Genomic DNA, 18,930 nt, shown 5'->3' with positions numbered 1-18,930 from the left:
ACCCCCACAACATGCTAGATTGGACAGACTCACCACAGCAAAATTGGAAGTCAGCACACCCGTCTGCAATCACAACAGTTTGATCCGAAGATTGGGTTGTAAATTGATAATAAAGTACCGAAATGCCGTTATAATCCACCAGGCACTCGTGGTAATTTTCGAAGTCCTGCGCAAAACAATATTGAGTTGGAATATAGCTATGAGGTTGCATAGACTACTCACTCTATTCATTTTAACCTTAAAAGCTAAACCTCTAGTCGACGAAATAGAGGTTTAGCCAGTCACAGGGGAAACAAACTTTTCCCTTATTTACTGAGTTCATTTACCTTATTTCTAAAGTAGCTCAAAGCTTCTTTAGCACTAACATCACGATCAGCTACAGAGTCGATCCAAGCTTTCTCGATATCTTTAGACAACATTCCCATATCCTTCACTAGCTGATCACTTTCTTTAAGTTGAACAACATTTACGCCCCTAGCTTTTGCTTCAGCAAGCCCTTCTTGGTCAGCAGCTCCCCATGCTGCACCAGCTAACTGAGAGAGTTTTTCACCCGAAACACTCATAATCGCTTCTTGATCTTGCGCACTTAGCCCCGCAAACGTATCTTCGTTCATAACAATACTAAAAGCGGTTGTATATAAACCTTTGGGGAAAAGCACTAGGTCTGTGGTAACTTCACTTATGCGCAACGTTTTTTGTTGTTCTGTAGGCAAAAAGGTGCCATCCACAACCCCTTGCTGCATCAGCTCATAGGATTTCGGCGCGGGTGCTGAAATTGGTGTCACTTCTAAGAGAGCGGCTAAGTCATTCACAACACCACCGCCGACTCGCATTTTTTTACCTTTAAGGTCGTCTAAAGAGTTAACAGGAAAGGTTGTGTTTAATTGACCTGGGCCATGAACAAACAAAGCTAATAAATGTAACCCGATAAATTCACCGCTGTCTTTAAAATATTTATCATAAGTATCCCACAAAGCCACAGAGCCAGCTTCAGCGCTCGAGATCCCTCCTGGTATTTCAGCCACACTTGCAAGCTTAAAACGGCCTGGGATATAAGCGTTTACACTGAACCCCGCATCGTAAACACCATCTTCAACTGCATCAAAAATGGTCTTTGGCTCACCGGTATAATTTTCAATAACAACTTTCACACGGCCTTCCGTTGCTTCTTCGACCCATTTTTTCCATGTCGGCCAAACCACCGCATTTTGCGCACTCGTTGGCGGCAACCAAGTGGCAACATGAAGCGTTGTGGCCGCAGAAGCCATACCAGATGCCAATACCGCTGTACCGCATGCAGCCCAAAGTAACGTCTTTTTAAAATTCATCATTTTTATTATTCCTATTGTTTATGATTTTTATTGTGGTGAATAATCCAATGAGACTATCCAAAGAAATCAACCGTATAAAAAATATGGAAAGAACAAGGCGACAGGCGCAATAAACACAATAATTAACAAACGCAAAATATCAGCACACCAAAAAGGTGTAACACCTTTAAAGATAGTGCCGGCTTTTATGTCTTTTAATACTGCGCTTAAAACGAAGACATTCATCCCAACTGGTGGGGTAATGAGACTAATTTCCGTCACTACAACGACCACTATCCCAAACCACACAAGATCAAAACCTAAACTCGATACTAAAGGGTAGAAAACGGGCACCGTTAGCAGGAGCATAGAAAGACTTTCAAAAACCATTCCTAAGACGATATAGATAGCGAGAATAACCAAAATGACCAACATAGGGCTAAGTTCTAATGCTGTCACAAAACCTAAAAGCGCATCTGGTAACCCCGCACGATTAATGAAATCAGAGAAGATAAAGGCACCGATCACTACACAGAACAGCATGGCAGAAGTTCTGGTCGTATCGACAAAAGTTTCAAACAAGGTTTTAAGGTTTAGGCTACGTCTTAACATACCAATAAGCAAAGCCCCGCCAGAGCCGATCCCAGCTGCCTCGGTAGGCGTAAAGACCCCCAAGTAAATTCCCCCCATTACAATAATGAAAAGCAACAATACGCCCCAAATATTCTTTAATGCTGAAACTCGCTCGGATAAGCTCATTCGCTCGCCAGCAGGACCAGCAGAGGGGTTACGCCACACAACATAGCGAACAGCGCACATATAAAGAATAATGCCTAACACTCCAGGAATTAAACCGGCTGCGAATAGCTCACGAATACTTGTTTGCGTCAATAGGCCGTAAATCACCAATATAACACTAGGCGGAATAAGTATTCCCAACGTACCTCCAGCAGCGATGGAAGCCGTTGCTAAACCATCTGAGTAACCAAATTTACGCATTGGAGGCATTGCTACTTTTGCCATGGTTGCTGAGGTCGCTAAGCTTGAACCGCAAATTGCCGAAAAGCCACCGCAAGCTAATACCGTAGACATAGCTAAGCCACCTTTTCTATGACCTAGAAAAGCATACGAAGCGTTATACAGCTCTTGAGAGAGGCCCGACCGAGTTACTAAATTCCCCATTAAAATGAACAGTGGTATGACCGACAAGTTATAATCTTGCACTGTTCCTATTACTCGGTTAGAAGCAAGAGTCAACGCTGCAGTCCAGCGAAATGAAAATAAGCTGTCAAAGCTCAATCCTTGTAAAATGGTGAAGCCAAAAAAGCCAACCACCCCCATTGCAAAGGCAATAGGCATACGTAGCAGCAAGATCAGCACTAACAAAACAGCAAAACCAATGAGAACGATTGTCATACTAATCTCCTAACTGCTGTGTAGTGTCATGCCCCTTCAAGACACGATAGGCACCATAAGTAATCATACAAGCTGCCGTTAGCCAGCTCATGAAAGCGATATACTCAGTTAAATAGCCGGTTGGTATATGGAGAAACTCCGTCACCTCGGCACGTCGTAAAGAGCGCTGAGCCAGTTCATAAATGCGCATAGCTAGAAAATAAAACGACGTTGAAACAATCAACACAGATAACATACCTAGCACTTTTACAATACGATTGCCTAGAACGTTATCCAGCAAATCCACGACCACATGACTCCCCCGCCACGTAATCAGTGGCATCTGTGCAAAAACTATAATAGCGAGGCCAAGCTGTGTTAGCTCAAAGGCGCCATTAACAGAGTTGTTAAAAAGATAGCGCCCCATTACATCCACACAGGTGAGAGCCATTAGAAAAAACAAAACGGCAGCCGAAATCCCTTCCAGAATAAAACCAAGCCAGCGATAAACACTTGGCTCAGGGTACTGAACCTTCATCCAACGTTTCATCGTCATAACCACTCCTGCATTATTTTTTTAATTAAGTAAGTTGTGATATATCAAAGCTAGGTGGGCTCCCCCACCTTTGCTTTGCTAATAAGGCTGTTTTTTCACTAACGTCAGAATGTCATAGCTTGCCACTAGCTCGTCATCTTGGTTCGTCACTTGAACATCCCATACCACAACCCCTTGCGGCTCACCTTTCGGGCTCAATTTGCCCTGATCAATTTTACGTTTACACGTTAAACGAGCTCGAATGGTATCGCCAATTGGCACGGGCGTAATAAAGCGCAACGTATCCAAACCGTAATTGGCTAATACAGGCCCTTCTCCCGGTGAAACGAACAATCCCGCCGCAGCCGATAACACAAAATAACCATGCGCAATACGCTGCTCAAACTGCGTTTCTCTGGCGGCTATGTCATCAAAATGCATATAGAAATGGTCACCCGATAAGCAGCCAAAATTCACAATATCAGCTTCTGTAACAGTGCGTCGGTGGGTCAATAATGACTCACCAATTTGCAAGTTTTCAAAATAACGTCGGAAAGGATGCACATCTGTTTCCAAGGTCTCACCACCGCGCACATATTCACCTGTAACCGCAGATAACATGGTTGGGGAGCCTTGCACCGCTGCACGTTGCATATAGTGTTTTACTCCGCGTATGCCGCCTAACTCCTCACCACCACCAGCTCGGCCTGGACCACCGTGCTTCAACGTTGGTAGCGGAGAACCATGCCCTGTGGACTCCTTCGATGATGCTTCGTTCAGAATATGAACACGACCATGCCATGCCGCTAAAGCAGGTACCACTTTCTTAGCAATATCAGGGTCTTGAGTAACAAGTGTCGTTACCAAAGAGCCTTTGCCGCGAGCAGCCAGAGCAATGGCATGATCTAGATCCTGGTAGGGCATTAATGTACTAATTGGCCCAAACGCCTCAATGTCGTGTGCCCCCCCTTCAATATCAGGATCGTTACTTAACAATAACGTTGGCTGAATGAAGGCTCCTTTTTCTACCCCATCGCCTTGACACTCAAAATCTGCGTTGTGTCCACAAATCACTGTACTAGTCTCTAGTAGAGCATTTAGCTGCTCAAGAACATCTTCTTTCTGATCAAAAGAGGCCAAAGCTCCCATACGTACAGTATCTAAATGCGGGTCACCGATAGACACTTTAGCAAGACGCTGAATTAATCGATCAGATACACTTTGCACCTTATCTTTCGGAATCAACACACGACGAATAGCCGTACATTTCTGGCCTGCCTTGACTGTCATCTCTCTAGCAACTTCTTTGATAAAAAGCTCAAATTCTGGACTATCTACAGACACATCTGGCGCTAAAATTGCGCAGTTAAGTGAATCGGCTTCAGCATTAAATGGAATGGCATTATTAATAAGATTGGGGGTTTGTTTTAATTTAGCCGCAGTACTTGCAGACCCGGTGAAAGTAACTACGTCTTGCCCTTCTAAACGGTCTAATAAATCCCCTGTACGGCCAATGATCAATTGCAAGCTGCCTTCAGGTAACAGGCCAGAGTCATGCATTAAACGGACACATTCTTCTGTTAAATATGAGGTAGCCGTCGCTGGTTTAACAAAACAAGGAACCCCTGCCAAAAAGTTTGCTGCAAACTTTTCCAACATACCCCAAATTGGAAAGTTAAAAGCATTAATATGAACGGCCACACCCTGACGCGGTACTAAAATATGAGAGCCATAAAACTGCCCTTCACGCCCCAATGGAAAAGCGTTATCTTCATGAATAAGATTACCCGAAGGCAGTTCACGACGCCCCAAACTTGCATAGGCAAATAAGGTTCCCGCCCCTCCTTCTATATCAATCCAGCTATCGGTACGTGTTGCTCCCGTCAATAGTGAAACCTGATACAAGGCTTCTTTATTCTCAAGCAAATATTTCCCTAGGTCACGTAAACAGGAAGCGCGGCTTTGAAAATCCATCGCCATTAAAGATGCTCTCCCTTTGGTGCGCGAATATTCCAATGCGTGACCAAAATCAATGGACTCAGAGTGGGTATGATAAATGGTTTCACCATTTATTGGACTCACTAATGGCTGTGCTGCCTGCTGGCCTAACCACTCCCCCGCAATCAGGCTTTGTAATATACGATGTTGACTCATGTTCTTCTCCAGCGGCGGCTTATCGACCACCCTAATCTTTTACTATTTTTATTTTCGGCTGACTGAATTTTTATTTTTTGCTATGGGCTAAACGTCGTTAAATTTGATCAAAATCCAATACGACTTTTTTAGACACGGGATAGGATTGACAAGACAACACATAGCCCGCTTCAACCTCATAATCCTCAAGCCCAATACTGACATCCATTTCTACTTCACCTTCAATAACCTTGCACTTACAGGTAGAACAAACGCCAGCTCGACAGGAAAAAGGTAAATCCGCACCATGTTCATTGCCCGCATTTAATACGTTTTCGGTATTCTGCTTAAGATCAAAGCTCATTCCATGTCCATCTCTAATGACGGTAATTTCAGACACATCTGCATGTTGGGCAGCCTCTTCACGTTCAGCACGTTTTGCGGCATTACCTGCCGCAGCAAACAATTCAAAATGCACTTTATCTGCAGGCGCTCCAAATTCATGTAGAACATCTCTAACGGCTTCCGTCATAGACTGAGGTCCACAAATAAAGGCTGCTGATAAGCTTTTTACATCGACCCAACGGGAGAACAAAGCTCGGCATTTTTCGGCATCTATATGGCCGTTATATAAGTTGATATCTTGTTGCTCGCGACTTAGAACATAAATGAGATTTAAACGCCCCATATAGGTGTTTTTCAGATCTGACAACTGCTCTCTGAACATGGTGGTCGATGTAGAACGGTTTCCATACAACAAGGTTATTTGACTATTAGGTTCAGCTTCTAATGTGGTTTTTGCGATGGATAATATAGGCGTAATACCGCTCCCTGCCGCAACAAGTAAATAGTGCCCATGGCGCTGTGCATCTAGCTCTGTGTAGAAACTCCCTAAGGGCGGCATCACCTCTAGTGCGTCTCCGACTTTGAGATTCTCATTCGCAAACGTCGAAAACACCCCACTCGGTACACGTTTAATGGCGACACGCATCTCGTTATCCTTAACACCACTACATATGGAGTAAGAGCGCCTTACTTCTTCACCATCGATGTGCGTTTTTAAGGTTAAATACTGGCCTTGTTTAAAACGATATAATTCAGCTAGCTCTGTTGGAATATCAAAAGCCAGCGATACTGAATCTCGAGTTTCACGGCGTAAATCCGAAACACTAAGAGAATGAAATTGACTCATTTTTATCTCCACGGCCATGTTATTTTTATATATGGCTCAAATACATTTAAAATAATCGAACGGTTCTAGGCATGACTGACAGCGATATAGAGCTTTACATGCCGTTGAGCCAAACTCGCTCAGTTGTTCTGTCGATGCGCTGCCACAGTGGGGACACTCAACCTGTGCAGCCTCTGCCAGTAAATGACGTTTATCTGAACTACCAACTGGTGGGGCAACACCATAGGCCTTCAGTCGATCCCTGCCCTGCTCTGTTATCCAGTCTGTTGTCCAAGCGGGGTCTAAGCGATGTATCACTTTAGGGTGTTCGAACCCCGCACTTTGTAACGCTGCTAATATTGTGGTTTCAATATATTCAGTAGCTGGGCAACCTGAATATGTTGGTGTCACCACAACACGAAGGTGCCCTTTTTCCCATCCGACATCTCGGACAATTCCAAGGTCCATCACGCTGACCACAGGGACTTCTGGATCCATAACTTCCTCAAGCACCTCCTGAGCACGCTGAATATCCGCGACATTCCCAGGACGCCCATGGCGATCAGTCGTAATTAACTCACCAGCTGGCATCTGGATACGCTCTCTGCAAATACTGCATTTCGGCTAATAGTCCCCCAAGATGCTCTGAATGCATCCCCTTGCGGGCACTTAAATAAAAATGACAAGGCGCATCGGGCACATCGAGCGTTGCTTTGGCAAACACCTCGTGCACTGTGTTTTGCCACAGTGTTGGCAAGCTAGCCAAAGAAGGTAAATGCCCTGCCTCTGTCAGACCTCTTTCTGACTCATCACACTCGGTTAGCTCAACGGTGAAGCGCCAAACGCTATCTACTGCATTCACCATACGTTGATGGCTTTCTTCTGTACCATCGCCCAAACGCTCAACCCACTGAGAAGATCTGCGCAGGTGATAAGTCACTTCTTTTAATGACTTTGTTGCTATGGCTGCAATACGAGCATCGTCCGAGTCTTTTAGAATCGTTAACAAATGATATTGCCAGGCATCATAAAAAAACTGCTTTGTCATGGTGACGCCAAAGTCACCATTTGGCTGTTCAACCAGCAACAAATTTCGAAAAGCTCGTTCATCCCGACGAAACGCCAGCTGATCAGGGTCAGTACCATCATTAATACGCTCTGCGGCATATTGGTACCAATTGCGAGCTTGACCTACTAGGTCTAAACCAACATTCGCTATCCCTAATTCTTCTTCAAGTTCTGGAGCGCGACCAATCCATTCACACAGGCGTTGAGCATGAATAAGAGCACTGTCACCTAGGCGTAGTAAAAATTCCGTTAAATCATCGTATTTAGTCATACACACCTCACATATGACCTACTTCAGCAGGCAACTCATAGAAGCTGGCATGACGGTAGACCTTATCTTCTGATGGATCAAACAGAGGCTCTTTTTCATCATTTGCTGTTGCGACAATAGCCACTGACGGTACGACCCAAATACTCACTCCTTCATTGCGACGCGTATATAAGTCACGAGCATTTTCAATTGCCATTTCAGCATCCGCAGCATGTACACTGCCTACATGCTTATGATTAAGGCCATGTTTACTTCGTATAAATACTTCAAAAAGTGTCCAATCCGACATAGGAATCTCCTTTAGGCTGCTGCCTGCTTTTGTTGTTTTTTTCTGGCATGAGCAACGGCGGCTTCACATACCCAAGCGCCTTCTTCAATCGCTTTACGACGAGTATCAATACGCTCACGATTACAAGGGCCATTACCTTTTAATACATCGTAAAACTCGTCCCAATGGATTTCTCCGAAGTCATAATGACCACGCTCTTCATTCCATTTCAGATCAGGGTCTGGCACAGTGCATCCCAGTAATTCTAACTGTGGGATGGTTTGATCAATAAAACGTTGGCGTAATTCATCATTCGTGTGGCGTTTAATTTTCCAAGCTAACGATTGGGCTGAGTTAGGGGAATCAGCATCGCTTGGGCCAAACATCATGAGTGCAGGCCACCACAAACGATTAATCGCGTCTTGCACCATATCTTTCTGCGCCTGTGTCCCGTGACGCATCATATGTAATAGAATTTCGTAACCTTGACGCTGGTGAAAGCTCTCTTCCTTACAAACTCGGATCATGGCACGAGAATATGGGCCATAAGATGTTCGTTGAAGCACAACTTGGTTAACGATAGCCGCACCATCTACCAACCAACCCACTGCTCCCATATCTGCCCAAGTTAGAGTTGGGTAATTAAAAATACTTGAATACTTAGCACGCCCCGTATGTAATTTTTCGATTTCTTCATCTCGACTCGCGCCTAATGTCTCCATCGCGCTGTATAGGTATAAACCGTGGCCAGCTTCATCCTGAATTTTAGCCATCAGTTGCAACTTTCGTTTTAGGGTTGGTGCGCGAGTGACCCAGTTTCCTTCGGGTAGCATTCCAACTACTTCTGAGTGAGCATGTTGAGAAATTTGCCTAATCAAGGTTTTCCGATAATTGTCTGGCATCCAATTCTTCGGCTCTATTTTAATCTCAGCGTCAATTTTGGCTTGGAAGGCTCTTTCTTCTGGGCCCATTTCATCCAAAGACTTTACTGACTTTACTCCTGTATCAACCTGCTGTGCATACATGAAAACTCTCCAATATAGTGAATATCTGATCACCAGACTCACTAAAAGAATAGACTAACGACACAATAAATCAAATATTTTTTATATTCTTGTATCACATTTAAATATAGCTTTGAGCCATTCCTTGCTTTTCGGCACTTAGGCTTTTAAAACAGCAAGGTAACAAGCCTACCAAATACCAGTTAACTAGCCACTAGACCTCTATTATCAAAGACATGCTTCGCTTTGCCTTCTGATCTCGCCATACTACCTATATCTTGAAGCTTAATTGCCACACTAATGCCCACTGAGGATTTGATATGATGACGTAACTCATTGATAGCATCGTTTATTTTTTGGCCATCATAATGAGCACATTCCGGCCGTAGCTCCACATGCACATCCATACTATCCATATTTCCATTGCGATACAGATGCAACTCGTAATTTTCAGAAAAATGACAAACTTTAATCACCTCTTCTTCAATTTGTGTTGGAAAAACATTTACGCCTCGGATGATCATCATGTCATCACTTCTGCCTGTGATCTTATCAATACGGCGCATGCGCCGAGCTGTGCCAGGCAATAAGCGTGTAAGATCCCGAGTTCGGTAGCGGATCATTGGCAAAGCTTCTTTACTTAAGCTTGTAAAAACCAGCTCTCCCATTTCACCGTCAGGCAACACATCTCCGGTAATTGGATCAATAATCTCAGGATAAAAATGATCCTCCCAAACAGTAGGGCCATCTTGGCTTTCGGCACACTCCATAGCGACACCCGGCCCCATAATTTCTGAAAGCCCATATATATCCATTGCTCGAATGCCTGCCCGCTGCTCAACTGAGCTGCGTAGCTCTTGTGTCCACGGTTCAGCACCAAATATACCCAAGCGCAATTTCAACGAGTGTGGATCAACGCCTTGCCTATCCATCTCGTCAAGCAAATTCAACATGTAAGATGGTGTTACCATAATGATATTTGGCTGAAAATCTTGAATTAAGCGAACTTGCTTTTCCGTTTGCCCACCGGACATCGGGATAACGGTACAACCTAAGCGTTCTGCACCGTAATGCGCTCCCAGGCCTCCAGTAAACAAACCGTACCCGTAGGCATTATGAAGTATGTCACCTTTACGACCTCCTGCCGCACGAATAGAGCGAGCCACAATATTGGCCCAATTCTCTATGTCATTTTGTGTGTAGCCGACAACTGTAGGTTGACCAGTTGTTCCGCTAGAGGCGTGCAGGCGTACCACCTGATCCATTGGCGTTGCAAACAAACCGTAAGGGTAATTATCTCGAAGGTCCGATTTGGTAGTGAAAGGGAGCTTGGCGATATCATCCAATGTTTTGACATCATCTGGATGCAAGCCTTTTTCATCAAAGCGCTTTTTGTACATTGGAACATTGTTATAAGCGTGTTGTATTGACCACTGCAGGCGTTCTAGCTGATGAGCCCTAAGTTCATCAAGGCTAGCCACCTCCATCGGGTCAAGTTGATCTGGATGAAACTGATCTCGAATACTCATTGGTATCCTCCATTGTTATTATTTTTAGAATTTGTTTGCTCTTTACATGCTGACTGATAGCTTTATAGAAAAGCTTATAAATTCAAAACCTTACTATAAAAAAGTACATCAGTTACTGGCTAAGCATCTTCATTAAAGCGCTCAATCACCATTGCTATGCCTTGCCCCACACCAATACACATAGTACATAACGCATACCGCTTCTGCTGCACTTCTAGCTCATGCAAGGCTGTGGTGATTAGTCGCGCTCCACTCATACCCAATGGATGGCCTAACGCAATCGCCCCACCATTTGGATTGACACGACTATCGTCATCGGCCAAACCAAGCTCACGCAAAACCGCCAAACCTTGGGAAGCAAAGGCTTCATTCAACTCAATAACATCCATATCTGCTAAAGTCAGCCCCACCTGCTCTAACACTTTTTTAGAGGCGGGAGCTGGGCCAATTCCCATAATTCGCGGTTCAACTCCCGCAGCCGCCATGCCTAATACCCGCCCGCGTGCTTTTAGTCCATTAATTGCAGCCGCCTCTTCACTAGCCAACAACAAAGCGCAAGCGCCATCATTTACCCCAGAAGCATTGCCCGCAGTAACAGACCCTTTGCCATCTTTACGAAATGGTGTAGCCAGACCAGACAAAGCCTCTATCGTCGTGTTTGCTCGAGGATGCTCGTCTTGCTTAATGACAACAGGTTCCCCTTTACGCTGAGGAATAACAACCGGCGTAATCTCTTGCGCAAGCCGCCCACTACTCTGTGCCACAGCCGTTTTTTGCTGGCTGCGTAATGCAAACAAGTCTTGGTCTTCACGTGAAACCCCAAACTCCTCAGCAACGTTTTCTGCCGTTTCAGGCATTGAATGTACGCCGTATTGCTGTTCCATAAGTTTATTCACAAAACGCCAACCAATGGTGGTATCGTACATATTCGTTTGGCGCGAAAAAGCCTGATCAGCCTTACCAAGCACAAAAGGCGCTCTGGACATTGACTCAACGCCACCAGCAATCATTAACCCTGCTTCTCCAGCACTAATGGATCTGGCCGCTAAACCAACGGCGTCCATACCAGAGCCGCACAACCTATTAATGGTCGAGCCAGGCACACTGTGCGGCAAACCAGCCAATAAAGCAGACATGCGCGCGACATTTCGGTTATCTTCACCTGCTTGATTAGCACAACCATACAAGACATCGTCGATGTCATTCCAATTAACCGACGGGTTACGAACCATTAACTCTTTAATTGGAATTGCACCTAGATCATCAGCCCTCACACTTGAAAGCGCACCGCCATAACGGCCAATAGGTGTACGAATAGCGTCAATAATAAGCGCTTTAGTCATTTTTATTCTCCCCTGGAAGGATTTCGCCTCTCACTCGATAAGATCGGCCGTGAAATATGGCAACTAGTTGATCTTGCTGATTTCGAATTTCCACCGTGTAATTTCCTGTTCGCCCACCTCGGCTTAGCTCGCTTGCTGTGGCAGTGAGTACATCACCAGCAAAAGCAGGTGCAACATAATCAATTGAACAACCTAAGGCCACCGTTGGCTGGTTATAGGTATTACACGCAAACGCAAAAGTAGAGTCGCCTAACGTAAACAAATACCCACCGTGACAGGATTTATGACCTTGTAACATGAAATCTTGCACCGTCATGCGCATAGCAGCTTCGCCTGGAGCAGCGCTTAATAATTCTATTCCTAAATGCTGGGTAGCAAGATCACGTTCATATAGAGCATTTGCACACTGCTCTGCCAACTGGCGATCCTGACTTTCTACCGCTTTATTCATGAAACAGTCCTCCTTTCAAAGCTAAGCGTTGCATGAGTAACGATGCGCGATACCGGTCTTCGCCATAAGAGTGCTGAAGGTTTCGGAGTACGGCACCCGCTTTAGCAATACCGAACGAGTCCGCCCAGGCCAATGGCCCTTGTGGATAATTAACGCCATAACACATAGCAACATCAATCCCTTGCGCTGTCGCAACGCCCTGCAAAACAGCATCTGCGGCCTCATTGGCCAGCATGGCCATGGTTCGCATTACCACTAAAGCTGGTGAGTCTGCAACTTCACTTACGGCCATACCCGCGCTATTGAAACATTGCACCACCAGATTGAATTTATTTTGCGAAATGTCCTTTGAGCGACTAACCGCAATACAAGTTGCAGTCTGATAATCTAGCGCCAAATCCACCAAGACTAACTCATCTATTTGCTCATCCAATGCACGTTCACAAGCCATACGACCATCAGTTAACGCCAAGGTAATTGAGCCTATTCTGAAATAGCCCTTTTCCAAATCATCAACATGTTTCAGAGATACGCCAGCATGAGACAAGCGTTCCACTAAGCCAGAAACATTCCCCATGTCACTAGCCACTTCACAAACTAGGCCTTCTACAGGCACTGTATCTGACTCAGACACAACCACAGTTTGTGCGACTGGTTGCTGAGCACCTTCGCGGTATGAATAGAACCCCTTCCCAGTTTTACGGCCTAGGTATCCAGCATCCACCAACTCTTTTTGAACTAAAGAGGGCTGAAATCGAAAGTCGCCATAATAGGCATCAAAAACTGAGCAAGTAACCGCATAATTCACATCATGCCCAATCAGGTCAGTTAATTCGAATGCCCCCATTCGGAACCCACCCGCTCCTCTTAATAACGCATCTATAGTGGCGCAGTTAGCCACTTGTTCTTGTCGAAGCCGAAAGCTTTCAGCATAAAATGGACGCGCTACTCGATTAACAATAAAGCCTGGAGTGGATGAGGCATGCACCGGCATTTTCCCCCACTTTTGCGCCGTCTCATACACACAAGCAGACACGTCTCCTGAGGTCACTAATCCAGAAACAACCTCTACCAACTTCATAATGGGCGCAGGGTTAAAAAAATGCATTCCAACAAAGCGCTCAGGGTGCACTAAGCCAGCAGCCAATTGAGTAATAGAGATAGAAGAAGTATTACTCGCCAAAATGCAGTGTTCTGAACAAGCAGATTCCAAAGTGTTTAAAATGCTTCTCTTCACTTCAACATTCTCAACAACCGCTTCAACGACCAAATCAGCATTCGCTAGGTCTTCTAAATGACTGACGGCCTCCAACCTATCGAGCACAGCTTCTCTCTGTTCGGCTGTAAACTTTTTTCGTTCTACTAGCACACTTAGCTGTTTAGCCATTTTTTCAATAGCAGATTGAGCAGCGCCATCACGATTATCATAAAGCTTAACTAGGTGACCTGCTTGGGCAGCAACTTGAGCAATACCGGCTCCCATGGCGCCGGCACCAACCACACCCACCAGGGCACTTTCTGGTAACGCAGCCATAATCATTCCCCCTTGAACTCAGGTGTACGCTTTTCCATAAAAGCCTTTACGCCTTCACGATAATCCTGTGTTTGTCCTGCTAGGCGCTGCAGGTCTCGCTCTAGCTCTAGCTGATCGTTAAAGCCATAATCAAAACTCTGATTGAGTGCACGCTTAATATACGCCAAGCCTTTAGTGGGTTGCGTTGCTAAATTGCGAGCTAAAGAGAGCGCTTCTTCGCGCACCTTATCATCGTCTACCACACTATAAATTAGCCCCCAATCCAATGCTTTCTCAGCACTTAGAGGCTCACCCAACAGTGCTAACTGCTTTGCTCTCGCCACCCCCACTAGACGAGGCAAGAACCAAGTACCGCCTGAGTCAGGAATAAGGCCAATCTTGCAAAACGCCTGAATAAACTTTGCAGATCGAGCTGCGACGACTAAATCACACGCTAAAGGAATGTTTGCTCCCGCCCCTGCGGCAACGCCATTGACTGCACAAATTACAGGCATAGGGTAGTTTTGAAGTTGCTTAATCAAGGGGTTATAAAATCGTTCAATGGAGAGACCTAGGTCTGGAGATTCCGCATCAGGATCGACATTTCGGTCAGATAAATCTTGCCCAGCACAAAAACCACGCCCTTCTCCAGTTATTACCAGCGCCCTAACGTCAGGATCTTTTAATGCCAGTTTCAACGCCTTTTGTACATCTAGGTGCATCGCTTCATTAAAACTATTAAGTGCTTTAGGGCGGTTTAAACTAAGTAACGCAACACCAGAATCAACCGAATATAAAATATTCTCAAAGCTCATGTCATTTGCCTTTTATTAGATTAAATTTATTGGCCTGTAAATTTTGCTTTACGCTTTTCTTTAAATGCCGCAATTCCCTCTTCACGGTCCGCGGTTCCAGCAAGAATCGTAAATGCTTGGCGCTCGAAGCGAAGACCGGTTGCTAAGTCTGTATCCATTCCTTTCAAAATAGATTCTTTCGCTAGTCGAACCGCAAGCTGCCCTTTACTGGCAATAATTTCGGCTAGAGACAACGCCCTACTAACGGTTAACTCTGGTTGCGTAAGGTCACTTATAAGACCTGCGTTTTTGGCTTGTTGGGCATCAATAGGTAACCCCGTGAGGACCATTTGCATGGTAAGAGATTTGCCGACAGCGCGAAGTAAACGTTGCGTTCCTCCTGCTCCAGGCATAATGCCTAAATTAATTTCAGGCTGTCCAAACTTGGCATCTTTGCCAGCAATCAGAATATCTGCATGCATGGCTAGCTCGCAGCCACCGCCCAGGCAGTAGCCATTTACTGCGGCAATAACAGGTTTACTAAAACGAGTAATGCGTTGCCAATATTGCTGACGCGGATCATTCATAATTCCAACTAGATCACGCTCAGACATTTCATTGATATCCGCCCCTGCGGCAAACGCTTTGTCATTACCCGTTAACACCAACACACAGATGTCATCTGACATTTCGGCTACATCCATGACAGACGACAGCTCAGCCAATAATTCGGTGGTCAATGCATTCAAAGCCTCAGGGCGGTTCAACTGGACCATCTGAACCCCATTTTTAGCTTTATGCACAACTAACGTATTGTAATTTTTATTCGTCATTTTCAGGCACTCAACCATTTATCATTTCTTAGACCGTAACTTTCATGCCAGCGCCATCAACACAATGACACCTTATTTAAGATGAACCATAATTAGATACAAAACAAGTTAATTTTTAGATTTTTCTGTATTGCTTTAATCCAAAACAACTAAAACAACCAATAAACAACAAAAAAGTCCATAAAAATCAATAAACTATAAATGCAAAATGGTTAAAAAAATAAGATCATATGCCTTAAAAAAAGATCAAACAAGCTAATGAAGCCCAACAAAACCTATTTTTAATACAAAATTTATGAAATATTTAAAATTTTATGTAACACTTAAGGAAAAAGGAAAAGCGCCATGCCCTACTACAAAATAGATAACGTTACACCAGTCGTTCACCCTGAGGCCTACGTACATCCAACAGCCATTTTGATAGGCGATGTCATTATTGGAAAAGATTGCTATGTTGGCCCAGGGGCCAGTTTGAGGGGAGACTTTGGCCGCATTACTATGGAAGAAGGCTCAAACCTGCAAGATAACTGTGTAATTCATGGTTTTGCTGATAGCCACACAATTATTCGTAAACATGGCCATGTTGGTCATGGCGCAGTATTACATGGCTGCATCATAGGAGAAGACGCTCTTATTGGAATGAATAGTGTCATTATGGACTATTCTGAGATCGGTAGTGGCTCTATTGTCGCTGCTGCCTCTTTTGTTAAAAATAAGTTTACCTGCCCTGATCGTAGCCTTGTCATGGGATCTCCTGGTAAAGTCGTAAGATCTGTTACTGACGATGAGCTAAAATGGAAGCAAGCAGGCACTCAAGAATACATTGAACTCTCTAAAAGGTGCTTAGCCTCCATGGTTGAATGCATTCCTCTTAATGACATTGAGCCGAATAGAAAAACACTACCAACCAGCCAGCATCAACCTAAAAAATAAAAGCTAGCGGGCTTACATTTTATTCTAGCCCTTCAAGCTATTTCACTTTACTAACACAAGCAGGTCTAAGAAAATAAATGATCAGCTTAATTTACTGGATCACCGGTTACGAATGAACAAAATTAATACCTTAGCTCCATTAATCACTCGGTTTCAGCAACAAAAACCTATTCGTTCTTCATCGCTAGTTATTACATTATACGGTGATTCCATAGAACCTCATGGTGGAACCGTTTGGTTGGGTAGCCTAATTAAATTACTTGCCCCAATGGGCATTAACGAAAGGCTGATGAGAACGACTATCTTTCGTTTAACTCAAGACAGCTGGCTCACTAGTAATAAAGTAGGACGAAAGAGCTACTACAGTTTAACAGGGTCAGGCCGCCGTAAGTTTGAACAAGCATTTCGCCGTGTATATAACAAAAGCTCATTAGCTTGGGACGGCTCATGGTGCTTAATCATGACACAACACTTAACTGCGGATGAGAGGAAGCAACTACTGGATGACTTGAGCTGGCAGGGGTTTGGCACTCTTACAGGGCAATTAATTGGCAGCCCTAAGAGTAATTTAAGTGATGTTAATACCGTCTTAGCGTCATCTGGTTTACAAGACAAAGTCATTGTATTTAAGACTCATAGACAAGAAGAGCTAGCAGGAAAACAAGTCAGAATATTAGTTAGAGAATGCTGGGAGCTAGACAAATTAGGCGAACATTATCAAGAGTTTATCAATGTGTTTCGCCCTGTTTGGCAGGAGCTAGATGACAAAAAGCATCTCGACCCAGAGTCCAGTTTTCTTACCCGAACCTTGCTCATTCATGAATACAGAAAGCTCTTACTACGTGACCCCCAGTTGCCCGAGGAGCTATTACCAGGAGATTGGAAAGGCAGATCAGCAAGACAACTTTGTCGCAATATATACCGCAAGGTAACACCTGCTGCCGAGCAGTGGCTCGCTAGCATTCTGGAATCTGCAGACGGCCCTCTTCCAAGTGCTTCTCAATCATTTTATGAGAGGTTTGGCGGCTTAAAATAAAAGCCCAAAACATTCGATAATATAAACTCATAAAGGGTACCTCCTTTCGAAGACCTCCTTTATGAGTAGGGTTTTATATTAGCCGTTCTACTCTCCCCAATGCTCAATAGCGTGCACAAAGTGACTCAAAAATAGATTTGTCTGGTAAGCATCTAAAGCTCTGTGATCAATACTTAAAGAAACATAACATTTAGGTCGAATCACGACGGTATCTTCACCGTTTACTTCTTCTACCACCGCCCTTTTTTCTAATTTCCCAATCCCCAAAATGGCGACTTGCGGCTGATTAATAATAATTGGTGTCGCAAAAAGGCTACCGCTCACACCATGATTTGAAATAGTAAATGTGCCATCTTTCATATCTGCTGCTGTCAACTTACCTTGCCTCGCTTTTTCAGTTTGTGACTGCAGGGCACTAGCGACATTAAACAGACTCATCTCCTGAACCTGTTTGACAACTGGAACAATGACGCCATCATTACCGAGCGCCGTGCCAATCCCAATATTAACATCTTCGAATATCTCTAAATGGTCATCATAGAAGCGAGAATTAATATCAGGAACTTCCTTCATGGCCTTTGCACTGGCCACTAGAAAATAGGCTGTGAATGTTAATTTAGCGCCGGCTTCTTCAAACCCAATTTTGCACATATTCCTATGTTCAATAATACGGCTCATGTCCATTTCAAAAACACTGGTCACATGAGGAGAAGTATGAAGCAAACTCTCTACCATGTGGCTAGCAATTTTTTTACGCATAGCCGTATGAGGCACCTGTTTACTTCTCAGACCATCGGACGCCTTAGTACACACATCTATATTTTTCGATATTAGATTAGACTCGTTTAGGGGTTGCGATGTGTCTAAGTGAGTTAAAACATCATTTCGTGTTACTCGACCACCTTTTCCTGTACCTGGAATTAGAGTGATATCTAAGTGATGCTCTCTTAACAGCCTTCTGACAGCGGGCCCGACTAGTTCACGTTTAGAACGGCTTTCTTGTACCGCCTTTGCCTGCTCGTTAAATGGCTCCAATTCTGGATCAGCTGATAATGTTTTAGATGTACTTGCAGCACCCAATACACTTGTTTGAGCACCACAATCCAAATACCCAAAAACAGTCTCGGCATTCACGTTGTCACCCGACTGGGCGAGAAGTTTTCCCACCACCCCATCAGTTTCTGCACAAACTTCCATGGTAACTTTATCCGTTTCCAGCTCTAACAAGGGAGCATCTTTTTGTACTTTTTCACCCTCAGCAACCAACCAGGTAGAAAGCGTTGCCGCTGTGCCTTCTAGCGTTCCTTCAGGAAGCAAAATTTCCATTACATTATTCATATCTT

The 18,930-nt window shown here is 44.4% G+C and carries 18 protein-coding genes; 2 read left to right on the top strand and 16 right to left on the bottom strand.

What is annotated here, in order from left to right; all coding sequences use genetic code 11:
* Positions 1–305 precede the first annotated feature (305 nt).
* From ACYVGZ_RS05740 to paaF, 15 genes are all read right to left on the bottom strand, one after another.
* Positions 306–1,331, bottom strand: coding sequence for a TRAP transporter substrate-binding protein (locus ACYVGZ_RS05740; protein ID WP_460752473.1), 1,026 nt, complete (start codon positions 1,329–1,331; stop codon positions 306–308).
* A gap of 66 nt (positions 1,332–1,397) precedes the next feature.
* A complete protein-coding gene (locus tag ACYVGZ_RS05735) occupies positions 1,398–2,726 on the bottom strand; it encodes a TRAP transporter large permease (RefSeq protein WP_460752471.1) in 1,329 nt (442 codons plus the stop codon).
* A gap of 1 nt (position 2,727) precedes the next feature.
* Positions 2,728–3,261 carry a TRAP transporter small permease gene (locus tag ACYVGZ_RS05730; RefSeq protein WP_460752468.1) on the bottom strand — a complete coding sequence of 178 codons (534 nt, stop codon included), beginning with the start codon at positions 3,259–3,261 and terminating at the stop codon, positions 2,728–2,730.
* Between the two features lie 78 nt (positions 3,262–3,339).
* A complete protein-coding gene (paaZ, locus tag ACYVGZ_RS05725) occupies positions 3,340–5,394 on the bottom strand; it encodes a phenylacetic acid degradation bifunctional protein PaaZ (protein ID WP_460752465.1) in 2,055 nt (684 codons plus the stop codon).
* Positions 5,395–5,491: 97 nt separating this feature from the next.
* Positions 5,492–6,565, bottom strand: a complete 1,074-nt coding sequence (gene paaE, locus ACYVGZ_RS05720) for a 1,2-phenylacetyl-CoA epoxidase subunit PaaE (protein WP_460752462.1) — start codon at positions 6,563–6,565, stop codon at positions 5,492–5,494.
* 36 nt (positions 6,566–6,601) lie between these two features.
* Positions 6,602–7,135: a 1,2-phenylacetyl-CoA epoxidase subunit PaaD gene (gene paaD, locus ACYVGZ_RS05715; RefSeq protein ID WP_460752459.1), complete on the bottom strand. Its 534-nt coding sequence runs from the start codon at positions 7,133–7,135 to the stop codon at positions 6,602–6,604.
* Entirely contained in the window at positions 7,122–7,883 is a 762-nt protein-coding gene (gene paaC, locus ACYVGZ_RS05710) for a 1,2-phenylacetyl-CoA epoxidase subunit PaaC (protein ID WP_460752456.1), read from the bottom strand. The genes paaD and paaC overlap by 14 nt, the downstream gene beginning before the upstream one ends.
* Positions 7,884–7,890: 7 nt before the next feature.
* The gene (gene paaB / locus ACYVGZ_RS05705; protein ID WP_460752453.1) at positions 7,891–8,172 is read right to left on the bottom strand and encodes a 1,2-phenylacetyl-CoA epoxidase subunit PaaB; all 282 of its coding nucleotides are present in this window, start codon (positions 8,170–8,172) and stop codon (positions 7,891–7,893) included.
* 11 nt (positions 8,173–8,183) lie between these two features.
* Complete coding sequence (paaA, locus tag ACYVGZ_RS05700) at positions 8,184–9,176, bottom strand: 1,2-phenylacetyl-CoA epoxidase subunit PaaA (protein ID WP_460752450.1); 993 nt, start codon at positions 9,174–9,176, stop codon at positions 8,184–8,186.
* A 182-nt stretch (positions 9,177–9,358) separates the two neighbouring features.
* Entirely contained in the window at positions 9,359–10,684 is a 1,326-nt protein-coding gene (paaK, locus tag ACYVGZ_RS05695) for a phenylacetate--CoA ligase PaaK (RefSeq protein ID WP_460752447.1), read from the bottom strand.
* A gap of 119 nt (positions 10,685–10,803) precedes the next feature.
* A complete protein-coding gene (gene pcaF / locus ACYVGZ_RS05690; protein ID WP_460752444.1) occupies positions 10,804–12,027 on the bottom strand; it encodes a 3-oxoadipyl-CoA thiolase in 1,224 nt (407 codons plus the stop codon).
* Complete coding sequence (gene paaI, locus ACYVGZ_RS05685) at positions 12,020–12,478, bottom strand: hydroxyphenylacetyl-CoA thioesterase PaaI (protein ID WP_460752441.1); 459 nt, start codon at positions 12,476–12,478, stop codon at positions 12,020–12,022. Before paaI ends, pcaF begins: the two co-directional genes overlap by 8 nt.
* Positions 12,471–14,012, bottom strand: a complete 1,542-nt coding sequence (gene paaH / locus ACYVGZ_RS05680) for a 3-hydroxyacyl-CoA dehydrogenase PaaH (protein ID WP_460752438.1) — start codon at positions 14,010–14,012, stop codon at positions 12,471–12,473. Before paaH ends, paaI begins: the two co-directional genes overlap by 8 nt.
* A 2-nt stretch (positions 14,013–14,014) precedes the next feature.
* Complete coding sequence (gene paaG / locus ACYVGZ_RS05675; RefSeq protein WP_460752436.1) at positions 14,015–14,806, bottom strand: 2-(1,2-epoxy-1,2-dihydrophenyl)acetyl-CoA isomerase PaaG; 792 nt, start codon at positions 14,804–14,806, stop codon at positions 14,015–14,017.
* 26 nt (positions 14,807–14,832) lie between these two features.
* On the bottom strand, positions 14,833–15,618 hold the full coding sequence (gene paaF, locus ACYVGZ_RS05670) for a 2,3-dehydroadipyl-CoA hydratase PaaF (protein ID WP_460752433.1): 786 nt from the start codon (positions 15,616–15,618) through the stop codon (positions 14,833–14,835).
* Positions 15,619–15,963: 345 nt separating this feature from the next.
* Here paaF and ACYVGZ_RS05665 point away from each other — a divergent pair, with 345 nt between their 5' ends.
* Positions 15,964–16,551, top strand: a complete 588-nt coding sequence (locus ACYVGZ_RS05665; RefSeq protein ID WP_460752430.1) for a phenylacetic acid degradation protein PaaY — start codon at positions 15,964–15,966, stop codon at positions 16,549–16,551.
* 112 nt (positions 16,552–16,663) lie between these two features.
* Positions 16,664–17,587 carry a phenylacetic acid degradation operon negative regulatory protein PaaX gene (gene paaX, locus ACYVGZ_RS05660; RefSeq protein WP_460752427.1) on the top strand — a complete coding sequence of 308 codons (924 nt, stop codon included), beginning with the start codon at positions 16,664–16,666 and terminating at the stop codon, positions 17,585–17,587.
* A gap of 87 nt (positions 17,588–17,674) precedes the next feature.
* Here paaX and ACYVGZ_RS05655 read toward each other — a convergent pair whose 3' ends face one another.
* Positions 17,675–18,925 carry a dihydrolipoamide acetyltransferase family protein gene (locus ACYVGZ_RS05655; RefSeq protein WP_460752424.1) on the bottom strand — a complete coding sequence of 417 codons (1,251 nt, stop codon included), beginning with the start codon at positions 18,923–18,925 and terminating at the stop codon, positions 17,675–17,677.
* Positions 18,926–18,930 lie beyond the last annotated feature (5 nt).

The sequence above is a fragment of the Marinomonas epiphytica genome (assembly GCF_054780655.1).
The sequence above is the reverse complement of the archived record's forward strand: the minus strand, read 5'-3'. Positions and strand labels throughout refer to the sequence as shown.